The following is a 22,307-nucleotide window of genomic DNA, read 5'->3' as shown; positions in this document are numbered from 1 at the left end:
AAGGGGGACACCCCGGAGGGGGGTCCCCGCTTCTTCACTGTGGAGCTATGGAGAATTGAACTCCAGACCTCCTGCATGCCATGCAGGCGCTCTACCAACTGAGCTATAGCCCCTTGTCTTGCCTGCCGCTTCGTGGCCCGTTTCCGGTCCCCCTTGGCGACATCCCAAACATTACACGGTGATGGCCCTGGTCCAAAAATCGGTTTCCGCGAGCCCCGGGCCATGTCCGTTTCGTGGCGATTCATCACATGGCCCCACGCGTTGCTCAACCCCGCGTCACGCACGCGCGAACTGATAGAACCGCTTCAGCGTGCAGTGCTCGTCGAGCAGCCGCCCGTAGATCGGCTCGCCCTCCAGCTCCCGGTACGTCTCGATCGGGTCGCCTTTTATGATCAGCGCCCGCGCACATTCCTCGCACCAGTACTGGTAGTCGGGATTGACCGGCTCCATGTCCCGCACGATCGGCGTGCCGTTGTTGCACCAGTCGCACCGCCGCCGGTGTGCACCCATCCGTCAGCGACTCCCTCCCGCGTCGGGCCGTCGTGTCCCCCTCCGGCCGTCCGATTCTGCCATGCCGGTGCTCGCTCGGGCAGCTGTGGACAAAAGCAAAGATCCCGCCCCCTGTTGGGGACGGGATCTTGATTGTGGAGCTATGGAGAATTGAACTCCAGACCTCCTGCATGCCATGCAGGCGCTCTACCAACTGAGCTATAGCCCCGCTCTCCGCGACGCTCCCCCCGTTTCCGGTGTTCTGCGCTGCGAACAAGAAGAACTCTAGCCTGTGACCAGCCGGAAAGTGAAATCCGGGTGGGAGCCGCTCCGAAGTGGGCTCAGTCGTCGTCGCCGAGCACCGGTTCGGGCAGCGTGCCGGCGTTGTGTTCCATCAGCCGCCAGCCGCGCGCGCCCTCGCCCAGCACGGACCAGCAGCAGTTGGAGAGCCCGCCCAGGCCCTCCCAGTAGTACGACTCCAGGCCCAGCAGGCGGCCGATCGTCGTACGGATGGTGCCGCCGTGGCTGACCACCACGAGCGTGCCGCCGGGGGGCAGCCGGTCGGCGTGTTCCAGCACCACCGGCGCGGCCCGGTCGGCGACCTCGGTCTCCAGCTCGCCGCCACCGCGGCGGACCGCCTCGCCGCGCTTCCACGCCGCGTACTGGTCGCCGTACTTGTCCAGGATCTCCTCGTGCGTGAGGCCCTGCCATTCACCGGCGTACGTCTCGCGCAGCGCCTCGTCGTGCGTCACCGCCAGACCCGTGACGGCCGCCAGCTCGGCAGCCGTGGCGGAGGCGCGCATCAGGTCCGAGGCGACGATGGCGTCGGGCTTCAGCGAGGCGAGCAGCCGGGCGGCACGGCGCGCCTGCGCCACACCGGCCTCGGTCAGCTCGATGTCCGTGGAGCCCTGGAAGCGTCGCTCCAGGTTCCAGGAGGTCTGGCCGTGCCGCCAGAGGACGATCTTGCGGCCGGTCTTGCCGTTGCCGGTCGCGGTCGTACCGTCGTTCGTCGCGCTCAGAACAGATCACCGTCCAGTTCGTCGTCGCCCTGCGTGGCGCGCAGCGCGGCGTGCTCCTCGGCCTTGCCCTTGGTGAGCTTGGCGTCCTCGGGCAGCTCGATCTCGGGGCAGTCCTTCCACAGGCGCTCCAGCGCGTAGAAGACGCGCTCCTCGCTGTGCTGCACGTGGACGACGATGTCGATGTAGTCGAGCAGGATCCAGCGGGCGTCGCGGTCGCCCTCGCGGCGCACCGGCTTGGCGCCCAGCTCCTTCAGGAGCTTCTCCTCGATCTCGTCGACGATCGACTTGACCTGGCGGTCGTTGGGCGCCGAAGCGAGCAGGAAGGCGTCGGTGATCGACAGCACGTCGCTGACGTCGTACGCGATGATGTCGTGCGCGAGCCGGTCGGCCGCGGCCTGGGCGGCGGCGGTGATGAGCTCGATGGAGCGGTCCGTGGCGGTCACTGGCCATGCTTTCGGGTTGGCGGGCAGATTCTTACAAGGGTCTCATGTACCGCCGACGCCGCCCGCGCGCAGCGTGCCGCGCGGGCGGGGCCGTTCCCGACGGGGCCCGCCGGAGCAGGCCGCAGTAGGCCGCAGAAGGCCTCGGAGGGGATCAGGACGGTTTGTAATCCTTGCCCAGGGTCACCACGACGTCCGCGTTCACCGCGTTCTCGGCCTTCTTCACGGCCGTCTCGGGCAGTCCCAGCGTCTTGGAGACCTCGATCGCCTTGTCCCGCTGCGCGTCGTCCTGGTACGTGATCTGCGAAGCGGGCGCGGTCTTGTCGGCCTTGCCGCCGTCCACCAGGGTGTAGCCGCCGTTGAGCAGGGCCGCCTTCGCCGCCGTGTTCGTCTTCTCGTCGCCGGTCGCGTCCTTCAGGCCGACCCGCGGCAGGGCCCCGGGCTGGGCCTCCGTGACGGAGCCGCCGAGGACCTCCTTGACCACCTTCTTGTTGGCCTCGTCCGTGAGGCCGCCGTCCGGCTTCACCCCGAGCACGTCGGTGCGGTACGCGCCCACCTTGGCGTGCTCGCCGAGCTTGGACAGCAGCGCGCCCAGCGTCTGCGCGTTCAGCGCCGGGTCCAGGATCTGGCCGGTGGTCTCCACGGTCATCGCCGCCGACTTCGGATCGCCGGGCACCTTGCGCAGCAGGCCCAGCAGGACCTTGCCGAGCCGGTCCAGCTGCTTGGCCTCCGGCTCGCCCTGCGCCTTGTACGTGGCGTAAGCCACGGCCATCGCACCGCTGAGGCTCTGCTTCGGGCCCTGGCCGACGGCGGGCGCCTTCGCCGCGTCGTCCGCCGGGACGGCCACGTCGGTGTCGACCTCGATGCCCCCGACCAGCTCGACGAAGTTCTCCAGGAAGGGGGTGTCCAGCCGCCAGGTGCCGCCGATGCGGGTGCCGAAGACCGAGTCGAGGGATTCCCGTACGCCCAGACCGCCGTCCTCGACGGCCTTGCCCAGCTGTGCGGTGGTGCCGTCGTCCCTGGAGACGTTCAGGGTGTTCGGCACGAGGACGGTGGCGCCCTGCTTGGTGGTCACGTTGTCGACGAGCAGCGCCGTGGAGGTGCCGCCCTTCTTGGTGTTGTGCAGGTGCACGACGATCATGTCGCGCTTCTGCGGGCCCGTGGCGGACGCGCCGTTCGACGCCTTGCCGGGGCCCTCCAGGAACGGCAGCTTGCCCGCGTACCAGAGGTAGCCGAGGCCCGCGACGACGAAGACGGCCAGGACGACGATCAGCGCCACCACCCGGTTGCGGCCCCGCCGGCGGGCCTCCTCGCGGCGCTCGGTGCGGCTCTCGGTGAAGGCGAGCCAGTCGATGACGTCCTCGGAGTCCTCGTCCGGCTGGTCGATGAAGGCGAACTGCTCGGTGCGGTACGAGGGCCCCTGACCCTGGCCCTGCGCGCCCGGCCCGTCGGCCCGGCGGGGCTCCGGGACCTGCGCGGCGGCGGGACGGTACTCCGGCTCGGGCGCGGGGGCCCGCAGGGGCGCCTGCGCCGGGGCCTCGGGGGCGACCTGCTGCGGGATCCACTGCTGGGTGGCCTGGGTGTCGTACTGCGGGATGCCCTGCGTGTCGTACCCGTACTGCGGGGCCTGGGAGGTCTGGGGGTACTGCTGCTGGGGCTGCTGCGGGTAGTACTGCTGGGGCTGCGGGGCCTGCTGGGCCTGCTGCTGGCCGTACCCCTGGTAGTCGTACCCGTAGCCCTGCTCGTACTGCTGCTGCTCGTAGGGGGGCGCCGCGTCGGTGGCGGGCTGCGCGGGCACCTGGCCGTACACCGGCCGCCCGTACGCGTCGTAGCCGACGAGCTGCTGCTCCTGGCCGGCATACGGGTCGTACGGCTCGTGTCGGTCGTTCACCGCGGGGCCCCTCTCTCCGGAAGCTCAGGCTCCCCGGTACAGCTCACGCTTGTCGATGTAGCGGACCACGCCGTCGGGCACGAGGTACCAGACAGGATCCCCCTTGGCCACGCGTGCACGGCAGTCCGTGGACGAAATGGCCAGCGCCGGAACCTCGACGAGGGAGACGCCTCCCTCGGGCAGGCCGTCGTCGGTGAGCACGTGGCCCGGCCGGGTGACGCCGATGAAGTGCGCGAGGGCGAAGAGCTCCTCGGCGTTCCGCCAGGTCAGGATCTGCGCGAGGGCGTCGGCGCCGGTGATGAAGAAGAGGTCGGCGTCGTCGTTGAGGGCGCTCAGGTCCCTCAGGGTGTCGATCGTGTACGTCGGGCCGCCGCGGTCGATGTCGATGCGGCTCACCGAGAACTGCGGGTTCGATGCGGTCGCGATGACCGTCATCAGATACCGGTCCTCGGCGGACGAAACGGCCCGCTGCGACTTCTGCCACGGCTCGCCGGTCGGTACGAACATCACCTCGTCGAGGTGGAACAGCGCGGCCACCTCACTGGCGGCCACCAGGTGTCCGTGGTGGATCGGGTCGAATGTCCCGCCCATCACCCCGAGCCTGCGCTTGACCGGGCCGGTCGGCATTTCCTGCTCTCCCATGAGCGCAGAGCCTACTGGCCCGGTGACGCGGCAGGGACCCGCCTACGGGCGCGTACTCGGCGTATGGCGGTTCAGCGGTCCCGGTTCATGCGCGTGGTGACCCACAGCATCAGGAAGAGGATGGCGAGGGCCGCACCGCCGGTCAGGTACGGGTTCAGGCTGTCGTGGTTGCCGCCGTGCTGCTCGGCTCCCTCGGAGGCGAGGACGACCAGGTTGTGGGCGGTGGAGGCGAGGCTCATCAGGCAGGTACCTATCGAGTCGGGGAGCGGGCGGAGATTTCGCTCACATCGTATGCGGGGGCCTGGGGCACGCTCACGTCGACTCAGGCGTTGGAGAGGATAGACGGGCGGCCAGCCGCACACACCAACGGGGAGGGCGCTATGACGGGGACGGGATTCGAGAAGGCACCGGCGCGGGACCGCAAGAGGTTCCCCGGTATTTCCTCACGGGCGTACGAGCATCCGGCGGACCGGTCCGCGCTCGTGGCCCTGCGCAAGCTGACCGGCTTCGACACGGTCTTCAAGGCGCTCAGCGGGCTGCTGCCGGAGCGCAGTCTGCGACTGCTCTTCCTGTCGGACTCCGTCCGGGTGGGCGAGACGCAGTTCCCGCACCTGCACGCGATGCTCCTGGACGCCTGTTACATCCTGGACCTGGAGAAGGTCCCGCAGATGTACGTGCAGCAGGACCCGAAGCCCAATGCCATGTGCATCGGGCTGGACGAGCCGATCATCGTGGTCACCACGGGCCTCGTCGAGCTGCTCGACGAGGAGGAGATGCGGGCGGTGGTGGGCCACGAGGTGGGCCACGCCCTGTCGGGGCACGCCGTGTACCGCACGATCCTGCTGTTCCTGACGAACCTGGCGCTCAAGGTCTCCTGGATCCCGCTGGGCAATGTGGCGATCATGGGGATCGTGACGGCGCTGCGCGAGTGGTTCCGCAAGTCGGAGCTGTCGGCGGACCGGGCGGGGCTGCTGGTGGGACAGGACGTGCACGCCTCGATGCGCGGACTGATGAAGCTCGCGGGCGGCAACCACCTCCACGAGATGAACGTCGACGCGTTCCTCGCCCAGGCCGAGGAGTACGAGCGGAGCGGCGATCTGCGCGACTCCGTGCTGAAGATCCTCAACGTGCTGCCCCGGACGCACCCCTTCACGACGGTGCGGGCGGCCGAGCTGAAGAAGTGGTCGCAGAACCGGGACCACCAGCGGATCATGGACGGCCACTACCCGCGGCGCGAGGACGACAAGGACACCTCGGTGACCGACTCCTTCCGGCAGTCCGCGGCGCACTACGCCGATACGGTGCGCACGAGCAAGGACCCGCTGCTGAAGCTGGTCGGCGACATCGCCGGCGGTACGGCGGACCTGGGCGGCAAGCTGCGGGACAGGTTCTCGGGCATGGGTGCCACGGGAGCGGGCGGCGGCAGCGGCAGCAGCAGCAGCGCCGCCGGCGGCGAGGACAAGAGCACCGGCACCGGCAAGGACGGCGCTACGGAGCAGGGCTGACGCCCTCCCCCGGGGCGGCCGGGGACGCCGGCGCCTGTGACTGCGGCGGCTCCGGCGGCTCCGGCGCGGTCGTCGGCGCGAGCACGCCGCACAGCCCGGCCGTGCGGCGCGGACTGCCGCTGGCGTACGGGTCGCTGGCGGCCGGGCCGGTGGTGGTCGGCCCGGCGCCGGCCGTCAGCGGGCGGAAACCTCCGGCCGGGTCGGCGGAACAGGCCTGCGGGCCCGCCATGACGTACGCCGAGACGAGCTCCGCCCGCCGGGCCGCGAGGTCGTCGCGGTCGAAGCGCATCCGCAGCTCCCGGCGGACGGTGAAGAGCGAGGCCCCGTCCGCCGCGGCCGGCTGGCCGGTGGCCGGGCGCACCGCGTAGACGAAGGTGTGGTCGGAGGTCACCTCCAGGGCGTTCGGGGCGGTCTCCGCTGCGGCGAGGACCCCGCTGACCCGGACCCGGGTGTCGGCCACCACGGCGGTCGCCGGGTCGAAGCGCACGAGCCAGCCCGTGATGGCGTGCCGCCCGTTGCCGGCCGGGACGAGCATGCTCTGGTCGAACTGCGTCAGCTGGTCGGGGTCGAGCAGGACGCGCACCGGCCGGGAGGCCTCGCCGGACAGCACGTCGGGGTCCAGCGAGGACTGCACCAGGTAGTCCTTGGCGATGGTCAGCGCGGTTTGGACCTGCTCCTCGGTGAAGTGGCGGGTGCGGCGCACGGCGGGGAAGGTGATCCCGGCCGCCCCGATGCGGTACTGGGCCGCCGGACTCTGCGCGTACAGGTCGGCGGGCCGGCCGCCGGGCACGGGCGCGGAGGGCGCGAGCGGGACCACGGTGCTGCTCATCGCCTCGGCCGGGTCCCCGGCGGGCGGCACGTAGGGATTGCGCAGCCCCATGTAGACGGCGCCGGCGAGTGCCAGGGCGATGCACAGCACGATGATCCGGCCCTGCCGGGCCGCACCGCCGCCGGAGCCGCCGCGGGGGCCCGGATGGCCTCCGCCGGTCGACCAGATCGAGCGGCTCCGTACGGCGCGGGCGTGCTCGCCCATGCGCTCCTGTGCGGAGAACTCCTGGATCCGGGCAGCCCGGACGAAGTCCTCGTCGAACACCACCGACCGGTACTCGTCGGCCCGGAACTCGTCGTCGGCCCCGCCGGCACCCTCGGGGGTGCCGTTCGGCGGATCTCCTGGCATGGCCATCGCTTCTCCCCGCTGTCCCCGCTCCAGAGAAGCCCCCGGCTCCGGCGATGGGGAGCGGGGTCGTACCTTCAGGGTTGGCGGCTGACGCGGTCCATAAACGCTCCGGCGCCGGTGACTTCGCCCATCGGGGTGCTGGCGGGGGCCGGAGCCGGTTCCGCGTCGCTCGCCGCGCTGCGGTACACGGCGCTGAAGGCGAGCGCGATCATGCCGAGGCCCATCACGAAGGCGAGCACCCAGGCGACCGGGCGCAGCCACGGCGAGCGGCCGCGGTAGGGGCGCAGACTGCCGCCGTAGACTCCGTACGGGCCGTCCCCGGAGCCTGCTCCGTGGCCGTGGTCCCAGCCGGGATCCTCGGAGTGGTGGCCGTCGGCGCCGCCGTAGGCGTACGCGTCGTAGTCCTCGTCGCCCGTCCAGCCGCCGGCGAAGGCGGCGCGGGCGGCCTCGGCCGCCTCGGCGCGCGCCCGGTCGCCGGCCCGCTGGCGCTCTGCGGCGCTCGGTTCACGGATTTCGGCGTTCCGGACGAAGTCCTCGTCGAACACCACGGAGGCGAAGTCCTTGTCCGCGCCTCCGCGGTCGTCTGCATGTTCTTCGGGGGTCCCGTCGTCCGGGAACGGCTTGCCCCCCACGTCGTCCGGCACGGAACCAGCGTAGACCTGAGGGCCACCTTTGGGCAGGGTGTAGGCCGAAATCCGGCCACACCGCGTTCAGAGGTCGACTACCGTACGTGACCGTCGCCGGTGACGATGTACTTGGTCGAGGTGAGCTCGGGAAGCCCCATCGGGCCCCGGGCGTGCAGCTTCTGGGTGGAAATGCCGATCTCCGCGCCGAAGCCGAACTGACCACCGTCCGTGAACCGCGTGGAGGCATTCACGGCAACCGTGGTCGAGTCGACCAGCTGGGTGAAGAGGCGGGCGGCGGCCTGCGAGGTGGTGACGATCGCCTCGGTGTGGCCGGAGGTCCAGCGGCGGATGTGGGCGACGGCCTCGTCGAGGGAGTCCACGACACCGGCGGCGATGTCGTACGAGAGGTACTCGGCGGCCCAGTCCTCGTCGGTGGCCGGGAGGGCGGTGACCTTGGAGTCCTCCGCGTACCCGAGCACCCGCTCGTCGCCGTGGACGGTCACGCCGGCGTCGGCGAGGGCGTCCAGGGCGAGGGGCAGGAAGGCGTCGGCGATGTCCCGGTGGACGAGCAGGGTCTCCGCGGAGTTGCAGACGGAGGGCCGCTGGGCCTTGGAGTTGACGAGGATGTCCACGGCCATGGCCAGATCGGCCTGGGCGTCCACGTAGACGTGGCAGTTGCCGGTACCGGTCTCGATGACCGGGACGATGGATTCCTCGACGACGGTCTTGATGAGCGAGGCGCCGCCGCGCGGGATGAGGACGTCGACGAGACCGCGGGCGCGCATCAGCTCGCGGACGGAGTCGCGGGACTCGCCCGGCACGAGCTGGATGGCGTCGGCGGGCAGACCGGCCGAGACGACGGCGTCGCGCAGGATGCCGACGAGGGCGGTGTTGGAGGCGTACGCCGAGGAGGAGCCGCGCAGGAGTACGGCGTTGCCGGACTTCAGGCACAGGGCGGCGGCGTCGACGGTGACGTTGGGGCGAGCCTCGTAGATGATGCCGACGACGCCGAGCGGGACGCGGATCTGGCGGAGGTCGATCCCATTGGGGAGGGTGGAGCCGCGGACGACCTCGCCGACGGGGTCGGGCAGGGCCGCGACGTCGCGGACGTCGGAGGCGATGGCCGCGATGCGGTCGGGGGTGAGGGTGAGACGGTCGATGACGGTCTCGCTGGTCCCGGCGGCGGCCGCCTTCGCCGTGTCGACGGCGTTGGCCTCGACGATCTCGGCCGTACGGGCCTCCAGCGCGTCCGCGATGGCCAGCAGGGCCTTGTCCTTGGCGGACCGCGGGAGCGGGGCGATGGCCGCGGCGGCGATCCGGGCGGCTTGCGCGGTGGCGATCACGGGCGAGGTCGTGGCATCGAGCGAGGTCATGCCGCCCAGGGTAATCCCCGCCGGGCCCGGCCCCGATGGGTTTCCACCCCCCGAGACGGGGCATCGGTGGACACCGTCCGAGGTGGCCCGGGTGCCGGGTGCCGAGTGGGCGGGTGCGGCTGGGGTGGCCCTGCGGGGCATGTCCCCTACCCGCCCTTCGCCCGTTCCCTGGGGCTCCGCCCCAGACCCCGCGCCTCAAACGCCGGCGAGGCTGATTTTGGCTGACGTGTGCGTGCATGTGCGGGTCCGGGCGGAGCCCGGGGAACGGGCGAAGGGCGGGTAGGGGACCTCGCCCCGCAGGGCCCACCCAGCCGCACCCGCCCGCTCGGCCCGCGCCGGGGTGCGGTGGCGCCGGCGCCGACCAGCCCCCCGACGGACGGAGTCCGGCGCAGCGACGCGAAGCCCAGGAGACCCGCCAGGGCCGAGTGGTGCGAGCGGAGCGTTAGTAGGGGTGCACGCCCATGGGGTGGGCCGGGGGTGGGCCGTAGCCTTCGGCGACGCGTTGGTGGTAGGTGGCGCGGTCGATGACTTCGAGGCCGACGATCTCCCAGGGCGGGAGCTTCGCCGAGGAGCGGTGTTCGCCCCAGAGCCGCAGTGCCACGGCCGCCGCGTCGTGGAGGTCGCGGGCTTCCTCCCAGTAGCGGATCTCCGCGTGGTCGTCGGCGTAGCGGCTGGTCAGCAGGAAGGGGTGGTCATGGGCGAGCTGCTCCAGCCCACGGCGTACGTCGCACAGCGGCGCGGGCTTCCCGGAGACGCTCAGGGTGATGTGCCAGAGGCGGGAGGCATCCCGTTCCTCCCCGCTCCCGCCGACGTCACCGTCCCCGGTGCCGACGCTGGTCAGCGCTCGTCTCACCAGCCGCCTCCTTGTCCTGCGCTACGCGTGTCCGCCCCTCACAGTTGACCAGTCCTCGGCTCACCGCGCGGCGGTTTTACCGAACCTCAGCCCTGCAGCAGGACCAGATCGTCGCGGTGGACGACCTCCCGCTCGTACTCGGGTCCGAGTTCCCGCGCGAGCTCGCGCGTGGAGCGGCCGAGGAGCTGCGGGAGCTCCTTGGCGTCGAAGTTGACGAGGCCGCGCGCCACCGCCCGGCCGTCGGCCGCGCGCAGTTCCACGGGGTCTCCGGCGACGAAGTCGCCCTCGACCGCGGCGATGCCGGCGGGCAGCAGCGAGCTGCCGCGTTCGGTCACCGCGCGGACGGCCCCGTCGTCCAGGACGAGGTGTCCCTGCGGGGCCGACGCGTGCTGGAGCCAGAGCAGCCGGTCCGTCGAGCGGCGTCCGGTGGAGTGGAAGAGGGTGCCGGTCGCCCGTCCGGCCAGGGCGTCCGCGGCCTGGCTGGCCGAGGTCAGGACGACGGGGATGCCGGCTGCCGCCGCGATGCGCGCCGCCTCGACCTTGGTGGCCATGCCGCCGGTGCCGACGCCCGCCTTGCCGACGCTGCCGATGGTGACGTGGGCGATGTCCTCGGGGCCGCGCACCTCGTCGATGCGGCTGGTGCCGGGCTGGGACGGGTCCCCGTCGTAGAGGCCGTCGACGTCCGAGAGCAGGACGAGGAGGTCGGCGCGGACCAGGTGCGCCACGAGTGCGGCGAGGCGGTCGTTGTCGCCGAAGCGGATCTCGTCGGTGGCGACGGTGTCGTTCTCGTTGACGACGGGCAGCGCCCCCATGGCCAGGAGCTGGTCCAGGGTCCGGTAGGCGTTGCGGTAGTGCGCGCGCCGGCTCGTGTCGTCGGTGGTCAGGAGCACCTGGCCGACGCGTACGCCGTACCGGGCGAAGGAGGCCGTGTAGCGGGCGACGAGCAGGCCCTGGCCGACGCTCGCGGCGGCCTGCTGGCGGGCCAGGTCGGTGGGGCGGCGGCGCAGGCCGAGCGGGGAGAGTCCGGCGGCGATGGCTCCGCTGGATACCAGGACGATCTCCTTCTCGCCGCCGCTGCGCGCCTTGGCCAGTACGTCGACCAGCGCGTCCACCCGGTCGGCGTCGAGTCCTCCGGCCGCCGTGGTCAGGGAGGAGGAGCCGACCTTGACCACGATCCTGCGCGCGTCGAGCACACCCTGCCTAGCCGCTGACACTTCTGTCCCCTGACCCTTGACCCTCGCCGAACACGAACCTGCGAACCTGCGAACCTGCGAGTCTTCGAAGGTTCGAACCCTCGAAGCCGCCCGTTCAATCTACGGGGTGTCCGGGCGGGTCCGCCCAGGGGTTTCAGACCGTGGACGCGCTGTGGGTCTGCTCCGGTTCCGCGGCCTTGTCGCCCGTCCCCGGGATGAGGATCTTGCGGGAGAGGACGTAGGTGAACGGGATGGCCACCACGGCCGCGACCAGCGGCGCGATCTGGGTGTTCATGCCCGCCCAGGTGACCAGGGCGTACAGGCCCGCGGACTGGATCACGTAGTTGGTGATGTTGGTCAGCGGGAAGAGCAGGAACTTCTTCCAGGTCGGCCGCGTGCGGTAGGTGAAGTAGGTGTTCATGAAGAACGAGCCGACCATCGCCAGCACGAAGGCGATGGAGTAGGCGGCGAAGTACGGCATCAGGGGATGCAGGAGCAGGTAGATGGCGTAGAAGGTGCCGGTGTTGACTCCGCCCACCAGTCCGAAGCGGATGATCTGGGCGAGCTGGGCCTTGCGGTCCGGGGCCGGACGTTCGTTCGTCGTGGGCGGCATCACTTGCTTCGCTCCGCAATCACGGCCTGGGCCTCGGGCAGGTCCCGGACGTCGGTGGACGTGGCCAGGCGGTCGGCGCCGTGCGCCTCCTTCACCAGGAAGTGCGGCCGGCGCTTGCTCTCGTAGTAGATGCGGCCGATGTACTCGCCGATCAGGCCCAGCATGATCATCTGGACGCCGCCCAGGCCCGCGATGAGCGCGACGAGCGTGACGTATCCCGGGGACTCCACCCCGTTGGTCATCGCCATGACGGCGATCCACACGGCGTAGAGGACCGTCAGGGCCACCAGCGACACGCCCGACCAGATGCCGATGCGCAGCGGCCGGTTGTTGAAGGAGATGAGCCCGTCCATGCCGTAGTTCAGCAGGGCGCCGAACTTCCACTTCGTCTCGCCGGCCTCGCGCTGCGCGTTGCGGTAGTCGAAGTGGACCGTGTCGAAGCCGATCCAGGAGAAGAGGCCCTTGGAGAAGCGGTTGTACTCGGGCAGCGACAGCAGCGCGTCCACGGCCGGGCGTGACAGCAGCCGGAAGTCTCCGACGCCGTCGGTGAGCTCCACGTCGACCCAGCGGTTGATGCCCCGGTAGTAGAGGCGGCTCAGCGCCGTGCGGAGCTTCTTGTCCCCCTCGCGGGTGCGGCGGGCGATGATCTGGTCGTGGCCCTGCCGGTAGTAGTCGAGCATCGTGGCGATGAGCTCGGGCGGGTGCTGGAGGTCCGCGTCCATGATGACCACGGCGTCGCCGGTCGCCTCGCGCAGGCCGGCGAGCATGCCGGCCTCCTTGCCGAAGTTCCGGCTGAAGGAGACGTAGCGGGTGCGGTCGGGGTGCTGGGCGGCGATCTTGCGGAGTTTGGCGAGGGTTCCGTCGCGGCTGCCGTCGTCGACGTAGCAGACCTCGTACTCGACGGGGAGCGCGTCCAGGACCTTTCGGATCTCCGTGTCGAAGCTGTCGATGACGGCTTCCTCGTTGTAGCAAGGGACTACTACAGACAGCTTCATGAACACTTCCTGCGGTCCGAACGGGTGATTTACGGCGACCGGACCTGCCACTCACCTCTTCCTTAGAAGTATGCACGGCGGTGGTTGCCCTGCCTGGCGCGAGTGCGGCACACGGTAGCTTTGACGGGATAAGCGGAATGAAACAGAGGGATCGAGGTGCACGTGCCTGACGTCTCCGTGGTCGTCATCGTCTACAACGACGCAGAGCGTCTCCCGGCAGCCGTCCAGTCGGTTTTGGACCAGACCCTGCACGGGGTCGAGGTCGTGATCGTCGACGACTGCAGCAAGGACGGGTCCTACGCGGTCGCCCAGGAGCTCGAAACCGCGCATCCGGGGAGGGTGCGCGCCTTCCGGCTGCCCGAGAACAGCGGGGGCTGCGGTGCCCCGCGCAATCACGGCATCCAGCAGGCCACCGGAACCTACGTCATGTTCCTGGACAGCGATGACGTGCTGGAACGCAATGCCTGCCGCAACATGCTGGACGCCGCCGAGCGGACCGGGTCCGACCTGGTCTCGGGCATGTGCGTCCGGGTCCACCTCGACAACCGTTGGGGCAAGACCACCGAGTGGTACCCGTGGATCTACGCGCGCACCCGCACGCTGGAGTCGATCACCGAGTACCCGGACCTGCTGGTCTACGACACCCTCTCCACGAACAAGTGCTACCGGCGCGCGTTCCTGCTGGAGCAGGGCCTGGAATTCCCGGTGGGCATCCACTACGAGGACCTGCTCTTCTCCGCGCAGGCCTACGTCGCCGCCCGCCGCATCACGCTCATCCCGAACCACGTCTACTACTGGAACGTGATCGAGAAGGCCTCGGCGAAGTCGATCAGCAACCGGCGCCACGAGATCGAGAACTTCGTCCACCGGATGGAGATCCACCGCCGCGTCGACGAGCTGCTGGCGGCCAAGGGCCACACGGAGATCAAGTCCGCGAAGGACGCCAAGTTCCTCAAGCACGACCTGGTGCTCCACCTGCGGGACCTGCCCCTGCTCGGTGACGCCTACCGCCAGGAGTTCGCCCGGCTCGCCAACGGCTACCTGGCCGGCATCGACCCGGCCGCGTACGACAACGTCAGCAACCTCCAGGCCATCTGCGCCTACCTGCTCGGCAAGGAGGACTGGGACAACCTGCTGCCCGCCGCCGACGCCATGACCAACCAGGGCCGGCTCACCTCCCCGCTCGCCGAGCGCGACGGGCGCGTCTACTGGTGCGGCCGGCACATCGACGGCCCCGACGCCGAGGAGGCCCGCCGGATACTGGACGTCACCGACCAGGGCTACGCCGGTGCGCCGCTCACCTCCCTCACCCTGGGCAACCGCCTCACCGCGTACGAGGACGACGGCCGCGGCACGGTCACCCTGTCGGGTGCCGTGGTGAACCCGCTGGGCCGGATCCGCCCCGAGGCGGAGCTGAAGGCCTCGCTGGAGTTCCGGGCCCGCCGGCAGATCGGCGTCCGCTCCTTCAGCTTCCCGGTGGCAACCGTGCGCCACGCCGGTGACACGATCGAGTGGAAGGCCACGGCCGACATCGGCAGCACCGTCCGCCCGCTCGGCATCATCGACGCGGTCTGGGACGTGCGCCTGAAGTTGACGGCCGGCGGCGACCGGCTCACCACCCGCGTCTCCGTCGGCGGGGTCGACCTGGAGCAAGCCGCCCGGCTGCGCGTGCGCCCGAGGCTGACCCGGCTGGTCTCCGACCGCTTCGAGCCGGAGATGACCAAGAAGGGCAACCTCTCCTACGTCCTGACCGCCGAGGGCGCCGCCGCCGTGCGCACCCAGACGCTGATCAACAGCGCGATGCACGGCAAGGCCGCGGGCGTGGTCAAGCGGGGCCTGCGCAGGGCCCTGCGGGCCCGCCGCAACATCGGCTCGGGCGAGCAGAAGGTGAAGGTCTACCACGAGGTCTTCTCGAAGCTGCCCATCAAGAAGGGCACGGTCGTCTTCGAGAGCCACATGGGCAAGCAGTACAGCGACAGCCCGAAGGCGATCTACGAGGAACTGGTGCGCTCCGGCGTGCAGTTCGAGGCGATCTGGTCGTACGCGGGCGGCCGGCCCACCGGCTTCCCCAAGGAGGCCACCCTGGTGCGGCGTTGGAGCTGGGCCTACCTGCGCGCGCTGGCGCAGGCCGAGTTCTGGATCGACAACCAGGGCTTCCCGCTGGCGCTGGCCAAGCGCCCGGGGACCACGTACATCCAGACCTGGCACGGCTCGGCACTGAAGCGGATGGGCTTCCACGAGCCCCGCACCAAGGCGCAGGACCGTCCGGGCCAGGCCCGCTTCCAGGCGGCCGTCGACCGCTTCGACCACTTCCTGATCCGTTCCGAGCACGACGCCCGCACCCTCGCCAAGGGTTTCCGGCTGCGTGACGAGGTGCTGCTGCGCACCGGCTACCCGCGCAACGACGCCCTGGTCGCGGCCCACCGCTCCGAGGCGAACAGCGGCGAGCGGGTCCGCGGCTCCCTGGCCGGCGAGTTCGGGATCGACCCGGAGAAGAAGGTGCTGCTGTACGCACCGACCTTCCGGGCGAACGCGGACGGCGCGGTGGAGGGCTTCGAGTTCCCCTTCGACGTGGAGGAGTTCGCCGACCGGCTCGGCGACCGCTTCACGCTGCTGGTGCGCACCCACTACCTCAACAGCGTCACGCTGCCGCCGTCGGTCGCGGGCCGGGTCATCGACGTGTCCAAGCACCACGACATCACCCCGCTACTGGCGCTCGCCGACGGGCTGATCACGGACTACTCGTCCGTGATGTTCGACTACGCGGTCCTGGACCGGCCGATGCTGTTCTTCGCGTACGACTACGAGAAGTACGCCACCGACATCCGCGGCACCTACTTCGACCTCAAGGAGAAGGCGCCGGGCCCGGTGGTCGCCACCGCGGACGAACTGCTCCAGGCCCTCGCCGCCTTCGACGAGGCGGATGCCAAGTACGCCGAGGCGCGCCAGCGTTTCCTCGCCGAGTTCGGCGAGTACGACCGCGGGGACGCGGCCCGCCGGATCGTCGAGAAGTTCTTCACCAGGAGCGGCAAGTGAGCCAGCAGACCGCCACCCCGGGCGGCCGTGACATCTTCCTCGTCTCCAACAGCGTGGACGAGCTGGGCGGCGTGACCACCTGGTCGCACCAGATGGCCCGGCTGTTCAGCGAACGCGGGCACCGGGTGCACGTCATCGGCATCGCCCCCGTCGCCGAGGAGATCCGCCAGCAGCTCCCGGCGGACCTCCCCTACGCGGTGACCACGCTGTACGAGGCCCACCCGCCGGCGGCCCGCCGGCTGCACGGCATCAAGGGCCGGCTCAACGCACCCGAGCGGCGCCGTCAGGCGGCCCGCCGGGCGAAGATGCGGGCCAAGGCGGACCAGTTGGGCGAGCTGCTGCGCGCGGCCCGCCCCGGCGCCGTGGTGATCGTCACCCAGGTCTGGGCGATGGAGTGGGTGGCCCTCGCCGACACCAAGGGCTGCACCGTCATCGGCATGAGCCACGAGTCCTTCGAGGCCAGCAACAAGTCCACCCGGGGTCAGCGGGTCCGCCGGTACTACCGGGACGTCGACCGCATGCTCGTACTGACCCCCGAGGACGCCGACCTCTGGATCCGCTCGGGCATGGAGAACGTCTCCAGCATGCCGAACCCGCTGCCGTTCATGCCCGCCTCCCCCGCCCCGCGCACCGAGAAGGTCGTGGCGAGCGTCGGCCGCCTCGCCTTCGAGAAGGGCGTGGACCTGCTGCTCGACGCCTGGGCCGACGCCTCCCCGCACCACCCCGACTGGGTCCTTCGGATCTACGGGGCGGGCCTGGAGGAGGCGACCCTGCGGGCGCACGCCGCCGGGCTCGGCCTGGAGGAATCCGTGGAGTGGATGGGCAGCACCGGCGACGTGCTGGGCGCGCTGAACGGAGCTTCCGTCTTCGCCCAGGCCTCGCGCGCCGAGGGCTTCCCGATCACGCTGCTGGAGGCGATGGCCGCGGGCGTGCCGGTGGCCGCCTTCGACTGCGCGCCGGGTGTGCGGGAGATCGTGACGCACGGCGAGGACGGGCTGCTGGCCCGGCTCGGCAACACGATGGAGCTGGCCGGACAGCTGGACCGGCTGATGGCCGGCCGTGAACTGCGCGACCAGCTCGGCGACGCCGCCTTCCGCAACGTGCAGCGGTACTCCAGCTCCGAGATCACCGACCGGTGGGAGGAGCTGTTCTCCTTCCTGGAGCGCTGAGCCGGACGCTCGACGTGAGACGAAGCCGCCCGCCCCGGAATCGACCGGGGCGGGCGGCTTCTTCGTACGCTCTACGGGCCTCAGGCCTTGCGGTGGGCCTCCCAGCCCTCCCAGGCCGAGGTGATCATGTCGCGGACGTCGTGGCGGGCCTTCCAGCCCAGCTCCGCGGAGATCCGGTCGGCGGAGGCGACGACCTTCGCCGGGTCGCCGGCGCGGCGCGGGGAGACCTGGGGCGCGTAGGCGGCGTCGGTGTGACCGGTGACCTCGTTCACCAGCTCGACCATCTCGCGGACGGAAACGCCCTCGCCGCGGCCGATGTTGACGGTGAGGTCCTTGTACTCGCCCTGCGCGCCCCATTCGACGAGCTTGCGGGCGGCCACCACGTGGGCCTCCGCGAGGTCGGCGACGTGGATGTAGTCGCGGATGCAGGTGCCGTCCGCGGTCGCGTAGTCGTCACCGAAGATCCGGGCGCCCTCGCCCTTGTCGAACCGCTCGAAGATCATCGGGACCAGGTTGAAGACCCCGGTGTCGGCGAGCTCGGGGGTCGCGGCGCCCGCCACGTTGAAGTAGCGCAGGCACGCGGTGGAGATGCCGTGCGCCTTGCCCGCGGCGCGGACGATCCATTCGCCCGCCAGCTTCGTCTCGCCGTACGGGCTGAGCGGCAGGCACGGGGTGCTCTCGGTGACGAGGTCCACGTCCGGCATCCCGTACACGGAGGCGGAGGAGGAGAAGAGGAAGTTGCGCACGCCCGCGGCGGCCACGGCCTGGAGCAGCACGGTGAGGCCGCCCACGTTCTCCTCGTAGTAGTGCAGCGGCTTCTCGACGGACTCGCCGACCTGCTTCTTGCCCGCCAGGTGGACCACGCCGGTGATCCGGTGCTCGGCGAAGGTCTCGTCGAGGAACTTCCGGTCCAGCACGGAACCGATCACCAGCGGAACGCCCTCCGGGACGCGGGCGGCCTTGCCGGTCGAGAGGTCGTCCAGCACCACCACCTCCTCACCCGCAAGCAGCATCGCGCGGACGACGTGCGCCCCGATGTAACCGGCTCCACCAGTGATCAGAAACGTCATGCGTGTCTCCCCAAATATCTTTCGTACGTCTCGTCCGGCGCCGGACCGTTCAGCCGCGTTCCGTTCTAGCCGCGCACTATGCGCGCCCGGTGGAACCGGTGACGGGCCAGGCTCATGACACCCGCGGCACCGGGCGCGAGCCGCAGCGCCAGGGATCCCCCGGTCGTGCGGTACGGCTGCGCCAACAGCACACCGTACCGGCTGCTGGGCAGCACCCGTCGGTGCAGCAGGCGGCTGAGGGGGCGGGGGGAGGTGAGCACGGAGCTCCCGTCGGCGCACTCCACGTTCAGTTTCACGTCCCACGCCTGCAGGCCCCGCCGGCCCTCGCCCCGTCCGAGGCGCGCCAGCGTGGTGAGCCGGAAGGGCAGCTCCGCGGTCCACCGCAGGCCGTCCGCGGCGGGGGTGAGCTCCACCGGTTCGGCCACCAGCAGCTCCCCGAGGTCGCCCCGGGGCTGGAAGCGCAGCTGGACGGTGCGCGGGCCGGCCGCGGCGAGCCGCCCGTACAGGTCGTGCACCTGGATCCGGAGCCCTGCGCAGCCGCTCGGTTCGGCGTCGATGGTGACGGGCAGGTCCGCCGTCTCCAGCTCGTCCAGCCGGTCCAGCTCGACCGGCAGCGTGTCGCTCCAGACCGGCGTCCCGGAGGGGCCGGTCGCGTACGGGGGCAGCAGGCGGGGCGGGTCGGCGGCGAAGCGGGTCAGCCGCAGCAGGTCGGCGGGGGCGGGCGGCACCTCGGTGGCGCGCAGCACTCGTACGATCCAGCGGGCGTGCGCCCCGGCGGCCTCGATGTCGGCCTCGGAGAACCCGGCGACGTAGTCACGGGTCAGCGTCCACCAGGCGGCCTGGTAGTCGGGGTCCTCGCCGAGCTCGCGCAGGTACATGCGCAGGTCGTACTCCAGGAACTTCACCTGGCAGGCCCGGCCCAGCTCGGGGGAGGACGCCTTCATCAGCCGGGAGGCCACGCGGTGGGCCTCCACGCGCGCGCTCCAGTTGCCGACGTCCTTGCGGTCCAGGGAGATGGAGACCTGGGCGGCGTTGCGGCGCACGTGCCACACGTAGACGAGGTCGCCGATCACCGCGATGCGGGGGCGGGCGGCCAGTACGCGGGCGGTGAAGACGAAGTCCTCGTAGATGAAGCGGCCGTCCGGGAAGCGGATCCCGTACATGTCCAGGAAGGCCCGCTCGTACAGCTTGTTGACGCAGAGGGTGTCGCGGACCAGTTCCGGACGGTCCGCCGGGCGCTCGATGACCTCGCCCGGCGTGTACAGGCCGGGCACCCAGGGCACGTCACGGCTCTCGGGCAGTTCGCGGCGGACGCACGAGCCGACGGTGACCGGCGACCGGTGCTCCCCGGCCGCGGACACCAGGGCCTCGACCGCCCCGCGGGGCAGGACGTCGTCGCTGTCCAGGAACATGACGTACGGGGCGGTGGCAGCCGCGATCCCGTCGTTGCGGGGGGTGCCGCAGCCCCCGCTGTTCTCCGTGCGGTGCACGACCTTCACGCGGGGGTGGCGGGCCGCCAGCTCGTCCAGCACCTCGGCGGTGCCGTCGCCGGACGCATCGTTGACCGCGATGACCTCGGCAACGACCGGGCCTTGGGCGAGGGCCGAGGAGACGGCCTGACCGACGAGCGCGGCATCGTTGTACGCGATCACGACGACGGCAACTGTGGGGGTATGGGTGCTCGTCACTCGTGGATCCTAGGCCACTGGAGTAAACGTGGCCTTAATACGGGTCACCCGAACGGGGGTAACCGGAATCCTGTGACGAGCCTGTGACGACGGCCGGAGACCCGGCCGTCGTCCTCGGTCACGGCCCGGTCAGAAGGGACGGAACTCGTCGTACTCCTTCTGGGCGGAATCCCGCTCGGCTTCCTTCTCCTTGCGGCGCGTGGTCGCCGGACGCGGCGCCTCCAGACGGTGGTCCTCACCGCGGCGGCCCAGCATCTCGGCGCCGGCCATCATGGTCGGCTCCCAGTCGAAGACGACCGCGTTGTCGTCGGAACCGATGGCGACGCCGTCACCCGCGCGGGCACCGGCCTTGGCCAGCGCCGCCTCGACGCCGAGGCGGTTGAGGCGGTCGGCGAGGTAGCCGACGGCCTCGTCGATGTTGAAGTCGGTCTGGCGGACCCAGCGCTCCGGCTTCTCGCCGCGCACGCGGTACACGTCCTCGGCCTCGTCGTAGGTGATGGTGAAGCCCGAGTCGTCCACGGCCTTCGGACGGATGACGATGCGGGTCGCCTCCTCCTTCGGCTTGCGGGCGCGGAACTTCGCGATGACCTCGGCGAGGAAGTAGGACAGCTCCTTCAGGCCGGTGCGGTCCACCGCGGAGACCTCGAAGACCTTGTAGCCGCGCTCCTCCAGGTCCGGGCGGACCATGTCGGCGAGGTCCTTGCCGTCGGGGATGTCGACCTTGTTGAGGACGACGAGGCGCGGGCGCTTCTCCAGGCCGCCGCCGTAGAGCTTGAGCTCCTCCTCGATGGCGTCGAGGTCGGCGAGCGGGTCGCGGTCGGACTCCAGGGTGGCGGTGTCCAGCACGTGCACGAGGATCGAGCAGCGCTCGACGTGGCGCAGGAACTCCAGGCCGAGGCCCTTGCCCTGGCTGGCGCCCGGGATGAGGCCCGGGACGTCGGCGATCGTGTAGACCGTCGAGCCGGCGGTGACGACGCCCAGGTTCGGGACGAGGGTGGTGAAGGGGTAGTCCGCGATCTTCGGCTTGGCCGCGGAGAGCACCGAGATCAGCGAGGACTTGCCGGCGCTCGGGAAGCCGACCAGCGCCACGTCGGCGACGGTCTTGAGCTCCAGGACGACGTCGCCGCCGGTGCCGGGGACACCGAGGAGCGCGAAGCCGGGCGCCTTGCGGCGGGCGGAGGAGAGCGCGGCGTTGCCGAGGCCGCCGCGGCCGCCTTCGGCCGCCACGTAGGTGGTGCCCTGACCGACGAGGTCGGCGAGGACGTTGCCCTCCTTGTCGAGGACGACGGTGCCGTCCGGCACGGGCAGGATGATGTCCTGGCCGTCCTTGCCGGAGCGGTTGTCGCCCGCGCCGGGCTGGCCGTTGGTGGCCTTGCGGTGGGGGCTGTGGTGGTACTCCAGCAGGGTGGTGACCGCCTGGTCCACCACCAGGATGACGTCGCCGCCACGGCCGCCGTTGCCGCCGTCGGGGCCGCCGAGCGGCTTGAACTTCTCCCGGTGAACGGAGGCGCAGCCGTGGCCCCCGTTACCCGCGGCGACGTGCAGCTCGACGCGGTCCACGAAGGTGGTCATGGTTGTTCCTCCAGATACAGCGGGAATATCCCGGAAAGCCCGGGGGGTAGGCCTTGCTACCCATTAAACGTGTCTGTGTGACAACGCGCCGAGGGCGGACCTCTCTTCCCGGCTGCTGCCGGGAAGAGCTGAGATCCGCCCTCGGGGTGTTACGAACGCTTCAGATCAGCAGGAGCTGAATCAGGCGGCCGGAACGATGTTGACGACCTTGCGGCCACGGTGCGTGCCGAACTCGACCGAACCGGCCTGCAGCGCGAACAGCGTGTCGTCGCCACCACGACCGACACCCGAACCCGGGTGGAAGTGGGTGCCGCGCTGGCGGACGAGGATCTCACCAGCGGAAACGACCTGACCGCCGAAGCGCTTCACGCCGAGCCGCTGAGCGTTGGAATCGCGCCCGTTCCGGGTGGACGATGCGCCCTTCTTGTGTGCCATGTCTCAGTCCCTCTTACTTCGCAGCCGCGGGGATACCGGTGACCTTGATCGCCGTGTACTGCTGGCGGTGACCCTGGCGACGGCGGTAGCCGGTCTTGTTCTTGTACCGAAGGATGTCGATCTTGGCACCCTTGTGGTGGTCCACGATCTCGGCCTGGACCTTGATGCCGGCCAGGACCCACGGGTCGCTGGTCACGGCTTCGCCGTCGACAACGAGCAGGGTCGAGAGCTCGACCGTGTCGCCAACCTTGGCAGTGGGAATCTTGTCAACTTCAACGATGTCGCCGACAGCAACCTTGTGCTGGCGACCACCGCTGCGCACGATGGCGTACACGCGGATCTCTCTCTCACTCGAGTTCGGGAACCCCTGAAGCCAGCCGGCCCCGCGGGAACCCGCAGACCGGCCTCCCCCGCTCCAGCCGCGAGGCGGCGGTACGGGAGGTGAGGTGCTCAGTGGATTGGCGTGCACATAGACACGCCAGCGACCTAGGTTACGGGCCCCGGTCAGGAGGGTCAAACCG

At 70.6% G+C, this 22,307-nt stretch carries 21 protein-coding genes and 2 tRNA genes; 3 read left to right on the top strand and 20 right to left on the bottom strand.

Translation table 11 applies throughout. The features are described from left to right. Positions 1-40: 40 nt before the first annotated feature. From ACFRU2_RS12390 to ACFRU2_RS12355, 8 genes are all read right to left on the bottom strand, one after another. Positions 41-113, bottom strand: a tRNA-Ala gene (locus ACFRU2_RS12390). Between the two features lie 163 nt (positions 114-276). Continuing rightward, entirely contained in the window at positions 277-510 is a 234-nt protein-coding gene (locus ACFRU2_RS12385) for a hypothetical protein (RefSeq protein ID WP_007264019.1), read from the bottom strand. A 135-nt stretch (positions 511-645) separates the two neighbouring features. After that, positions 646-718 (bottom strand) — tRNA-Ala (locus ACFRU2_RS12380). Positions 719-830: 112 nt separating this feature from the next. Then, positions 831-1,508, bottom strand: coding sequence for a histidine phosphatase family protein (locus ACFRU2_RS12375; protein WP_382971880.1), 678 nt, complete (start codon positions 1,506-1,508; stop codon positions 831-833). Then, a complete protein-coding gene (rsfS, locus tag ACFRU2_RS12370; RefSeq protein ID WP_382971088.1) occupies positions 1,505-1,951 on the bottom strand; it encodes a ribosome silencing factor in 447 nt (148 codons plus the stop codon). Before rsfS ends, ACFRU2_RS12375 begins: the two co-directional genes overlap by 4 nt. A 151-nt stretch (positions 1,952-2,102) precedes the next feature. Further along, positions 2,103-3,839 carry an LCP family protein gene (locus ACFRU2_RS12365; protein ID WP_382971085.1) on the bottom strand — a complete coding sequence of 579 codons (1,737 nt, stop codon included), beginning with the start codon at positions 3,837-3,839 and terminating at the stop codon, positions 2,103-2,105. A 24-nt stretch (positions 3,840-3,863) separates the two neighbouring features. Next, positions 3,864-4,481: a nicotinate-nucleotide adenylyltransferase gene (gene nadD / locus ACFRU2_RS12360; RefSeq protein WP_243334788.1), complete on the bottom strand. Its 618-nt coding sequence runs from the start codon at positions 4,479-4,481 to the stop codon at positions 3,864-3,866. Positions 4,482-4,552: 71 nt separating this feature from the next. Then, a complete protein-coding gene (locus ACFRU2_RS12355) occupies positions 4,553-4,720 on the bottom strand; it encodes a hypothetical protein (protein WP_250739447.1) in 168 nt (55 codons plus the stop codon). Between the two features lie 141 nt (positions 4,721-4,861). Between ACFRU2_RS12355 and ACFRU2_RS12350 the strand changes: the two genes are divergently transcribed. Then, a complete protein-coding gene (locus ACFRU2_RS12350) occupies positions 4,862-5,986 on the top strand; it encodes a M48 family metallopeptidase (protein WP_382971081.1) in 1,125 nt (374 codons plus the stop codon). Here the strand turns inward: ACFRU2_RS12350 and ACFRU2_RS12345 are convergent. The 7 genes from ACFRU2_RS12345 to ACFRU2_RS12315 all read right to left on the bottom strand — a co-directional run bounded on the left by ACFRU2_RS12345 (position 5,970) and on the right by ACFRU2_RS12315 (position 12,816). Continuing rightward, complete coding sequence (locus ACFRU2_RS12345) at positions 5,970-7,169, bottom strand: hypothetical protein (RefSeq protein WP_382971078.1); 1,200 nt, start codon at positions 7,167-7,169, stop codon at positions 5,970-5,972. The two genes, ACFRU2_RS12350 and ACFRU2_RS12345, sit on opposite strands and share 17 nt — an antisense overlap. Before the next feature lie 68 nt (positions 7,170-7,237). After that, entirely contained in the window at positions 7,238-7,807 is a 570-nt protein-coding gene (locus tag ACFRU2_RS12340; protein WP_382971076.1) for a hypothetical protein, read from the bottom strand. A 77-nt stretch (positions 7,808-7,884) separates the two neighbouring features. Next, entirely contained in the window at positions 7,885-9,162 is a 1,278-nt protein-coding gene (locus ACFRU2_RS12335; RefSeq protein ID WP_382971073.1) for a glutamate-5-semialdehyde dehydrogenase, read from the bottom strand. Between the two features lie 442 nt (positions 9,163-9,604). Continuing rightward, on the bottom strand, positions 9,605-10,015 hold the full coding sequence (locus tag ACFRU2_RS12330; protein ID WP_374213255.1) for a hypothetical protein: 411 nt from the start codon (positions 10,013-10,015) through the stop codon (positions 9,605-9,607). Positions 10,016-10,101: 86 nt separating this feature from the next. Then, complete coding sequence (gene proB, locus ACFRU2_RS12325) at positions 10,102-11,229, bottom strand: glutamate 5-kinase (RefSeq protein ID WP_254383028.1); 1,128 nt, start codon at positions 11,227-11,229, stop codon at positions 10,102-10,104. Positions 11,230-11,362: 133 nt separating this feature from the next. Continuing rightward, on the bottom strand, positions 11,363-11,821 hold the full coding sequence (locus tag ACFRU2_RS12320; RefSeq protein ID WP_382971070.1) for a GtrA family protein: 459 nt from the start codon (positions 11,819-11,821) through the stop codon (positions 11,363-11,365). Beyond that, a complete protein-coding gene (locus ACFRU2_RS12315) occupies positions 11,821-12,816 on the bottom strand; it encodes a glycosyltransferase family 2 protein (RefSeq protein WP_382971066.1) in 996 nt (331 codons plus the stop codon). The genes ACFRU2_RS12320 and ACFRU2_RS12315 overlap by 1 nt, the downstream gene beginning before the upstream one ends. A 156-nt stretch (positions 12,817-12,972) precedes the next feature. On the opposite strand from ACFRU2_RS12315, the gene ACFRU2_RS12310 reads away from it, so the two are divergent. After that, entirely contained in the window at positions 12,973-15,852 is a 2,880-nt protein-coding gene (locus tag ACFRU2_RS12310) for a CDP-glycerol glycerophosphotransferase family protein (protein ID WP_382971063.1), read from the top strand. After that, positions 15,849-17,021 carry a glycosyltransferase gene (locus tag ACFRU2_RS12305; protein WP_382971061.1) on the top strand — a complete coding sequence of 391 codons (1,173 nt, stop codon included), beginning with the start codon at positions 15,849-15,851 and terminating at the stop codon, positions 17,019-17,021. The genes ACFRU2_RS12310 and ACFRU2_RS12305 overlap by 4 nt, the downstream gene beginning before the upstream one ends. Before the next feature lie 80 nt (positions 17,022-17,101). Here ACFRU2_RS12305 and galE read toward each other — a convergent pair whose 3' ends face one another. The 5 genes from galE to rplU form a co-directional block, all read right to left on the bottom strand. Then, positions 17,102-18,091: a UDP-glucose 4-epimerase GalE gene (galE, locus tag ACFRU2_RS12300; RefSeq protein ID WP_382971058.1), complete on the bottom strand. Its 990-nt coding sequence runs from the start codon at positions 18,089-18,091 to the stop codon at positions 17,102-17,104. 65 nt (positions 18,092-18,156) lie between these two features. Continuing rightward, positions 18,157-19,779 (bottom strand): glycosyltransferase family 2 protein, encoded by a 1,623-nt coding sequence (locus tag ACFRU2_RS12295; RefSeq protein WP_382971055.1) that lies wholly within the window; start codon positions 19,777-19,779, stop codon positions 18,157-18,159. A gap of 129 nt (positions 19,780-19,908) precedes the next feature. After that, positions 19,909-21,351: a GTPase ObgE gene (gene obgE / locus ACFRU2_RS12290; RefSeq protein ID WP_382971053.1), complete on the bottom strand. Its 1,443-nt coding sequence runs from the start codon at positions 21,349-21,351 to the stop codon at positions 19,909-19,911. 180 nt (positions 21,352-21,531) lie between these two features. Beyond that, positions 21,532-21,786, bottom strand: a complete 255-nt coding sequence (gene rpmA, locus ACFRU2_RS12285; RefSeq protein ID WP_030013081.1) for a 50S ribosomal protein L27 — start codon at positions 21,784-21,786, stop codon at positions 21,532-21,534. 13 nt (positions 21,787-21,799) lie between these two features. Continuing rightward, positions 21,800-22,120 carry a 50S ribosomal protein L21 gene (gene rplU / locus ACFRU2_RS12280; protein ID WP_214950890.1) on the bottom strand — a complete coding sequence of 107 codons (321 nt, stop codon included), beginning with the start codon at positions 22,118-22,120 and terminating at the stop codon, positions 21,800-21,802. Between the last annotated feature and the right edge of the window lie 187 nt (positions 22,121-22,307).

The sequence above is a fragment of the Streptomyces sp. NPDC056883 genome (assembly GCF_042788835.1).
Lineage (GTDB): Bacteria > Actinomycetota > Actinomycetes > Streptomycetales > Streptomycetaceae > Streptomyces > Streptomyces stoeckheimensis.
This window is presented reverse-complemented; position numbering and strand designations above follow the sequence as displayed.

Excerpts from the sequence above, each read along its gene's own strand:
- ACFRU2_RS12335 (WP_382971073.1), bottom strand. The coding sequence starts at position 9,162 with ATGACCTCGCTCGATGCCACGACCTCGCCCGTGATCGCCACCGCGCAA.
- galE (WP_382971058.1), bottom strand. The coding sequence starts at position 18,091 with ATGACGTTTCTGATCACTGGTGGAGCCGGTTACATCGGGGCGCACGTC.
- nadD (WP_243334788.1), bottom strand. The coding sequence starts at position 4,481 with ATGGGAGAGCAGGAAATGCCGACCGGCCCGGTCAAGCGCAGGCTCGGG.
- ACFRU2_RS12350 (WP_382971081.1), top strand. The coding sequence starts at position 4,862 with ATGACGGGGACGGGATTCGAGAAGGCACCGGCGCGGGACCGCAAGAGG.
- ACFRU2_RS12320 (WP_382971070.1), bottom strand. The coding sequence starts at position 11,821 with ATGCCGCCCACGACGAACGAACGTCCGGCCCCGGACCGCAAGGCCCAG.
- obgE (WP_382971053.1), bottom strand. The coding sequence starts at position 21,351 with ATGACCACCTTCGTGGACCGCGTCGAGCTGCACGTCGCCGCGGGTAAC.
- ACFRU2_RS12345 (WP_382971078.1), bottom strand. The coding sequence starts at position 7,169 with ATGGCCATGCCAGGAGATCCGCCGAACGGCACCCCCGAGGGTGCCGGC.
- ACFRU2_RS12385 (WP_007264019.1), bottom strand. The coding sequence starts at position 510 with ATGGGTGCACACCGGCGGCGGTGCGACTGGTGCAACAACGGCACGCCG.
- rpmA (WP_030013081.1), bottom strand. The coding sequence starts at position 21,786 with ATGGCACACAAGAAGGGCGCATCGTCCACCCGGAACGGGCGCGATTCC.
- ACFRU2_RS12355 (WP_250739447.1), bottom strand. The coding sequence starts at position 4,720 with ATGAGCCTCGCCTCCACCGCCCACAACCTGGTCGTCCTCGCCTCCGAG.
- ACFRU2_RS12315 (WP_382971066.1), bottom strand. The coding sequence starts at position 12,816 with ATGAAGCTGTCTGTAGTAGTCCCTTGCTACAACGAGGAAGCCGTCATC.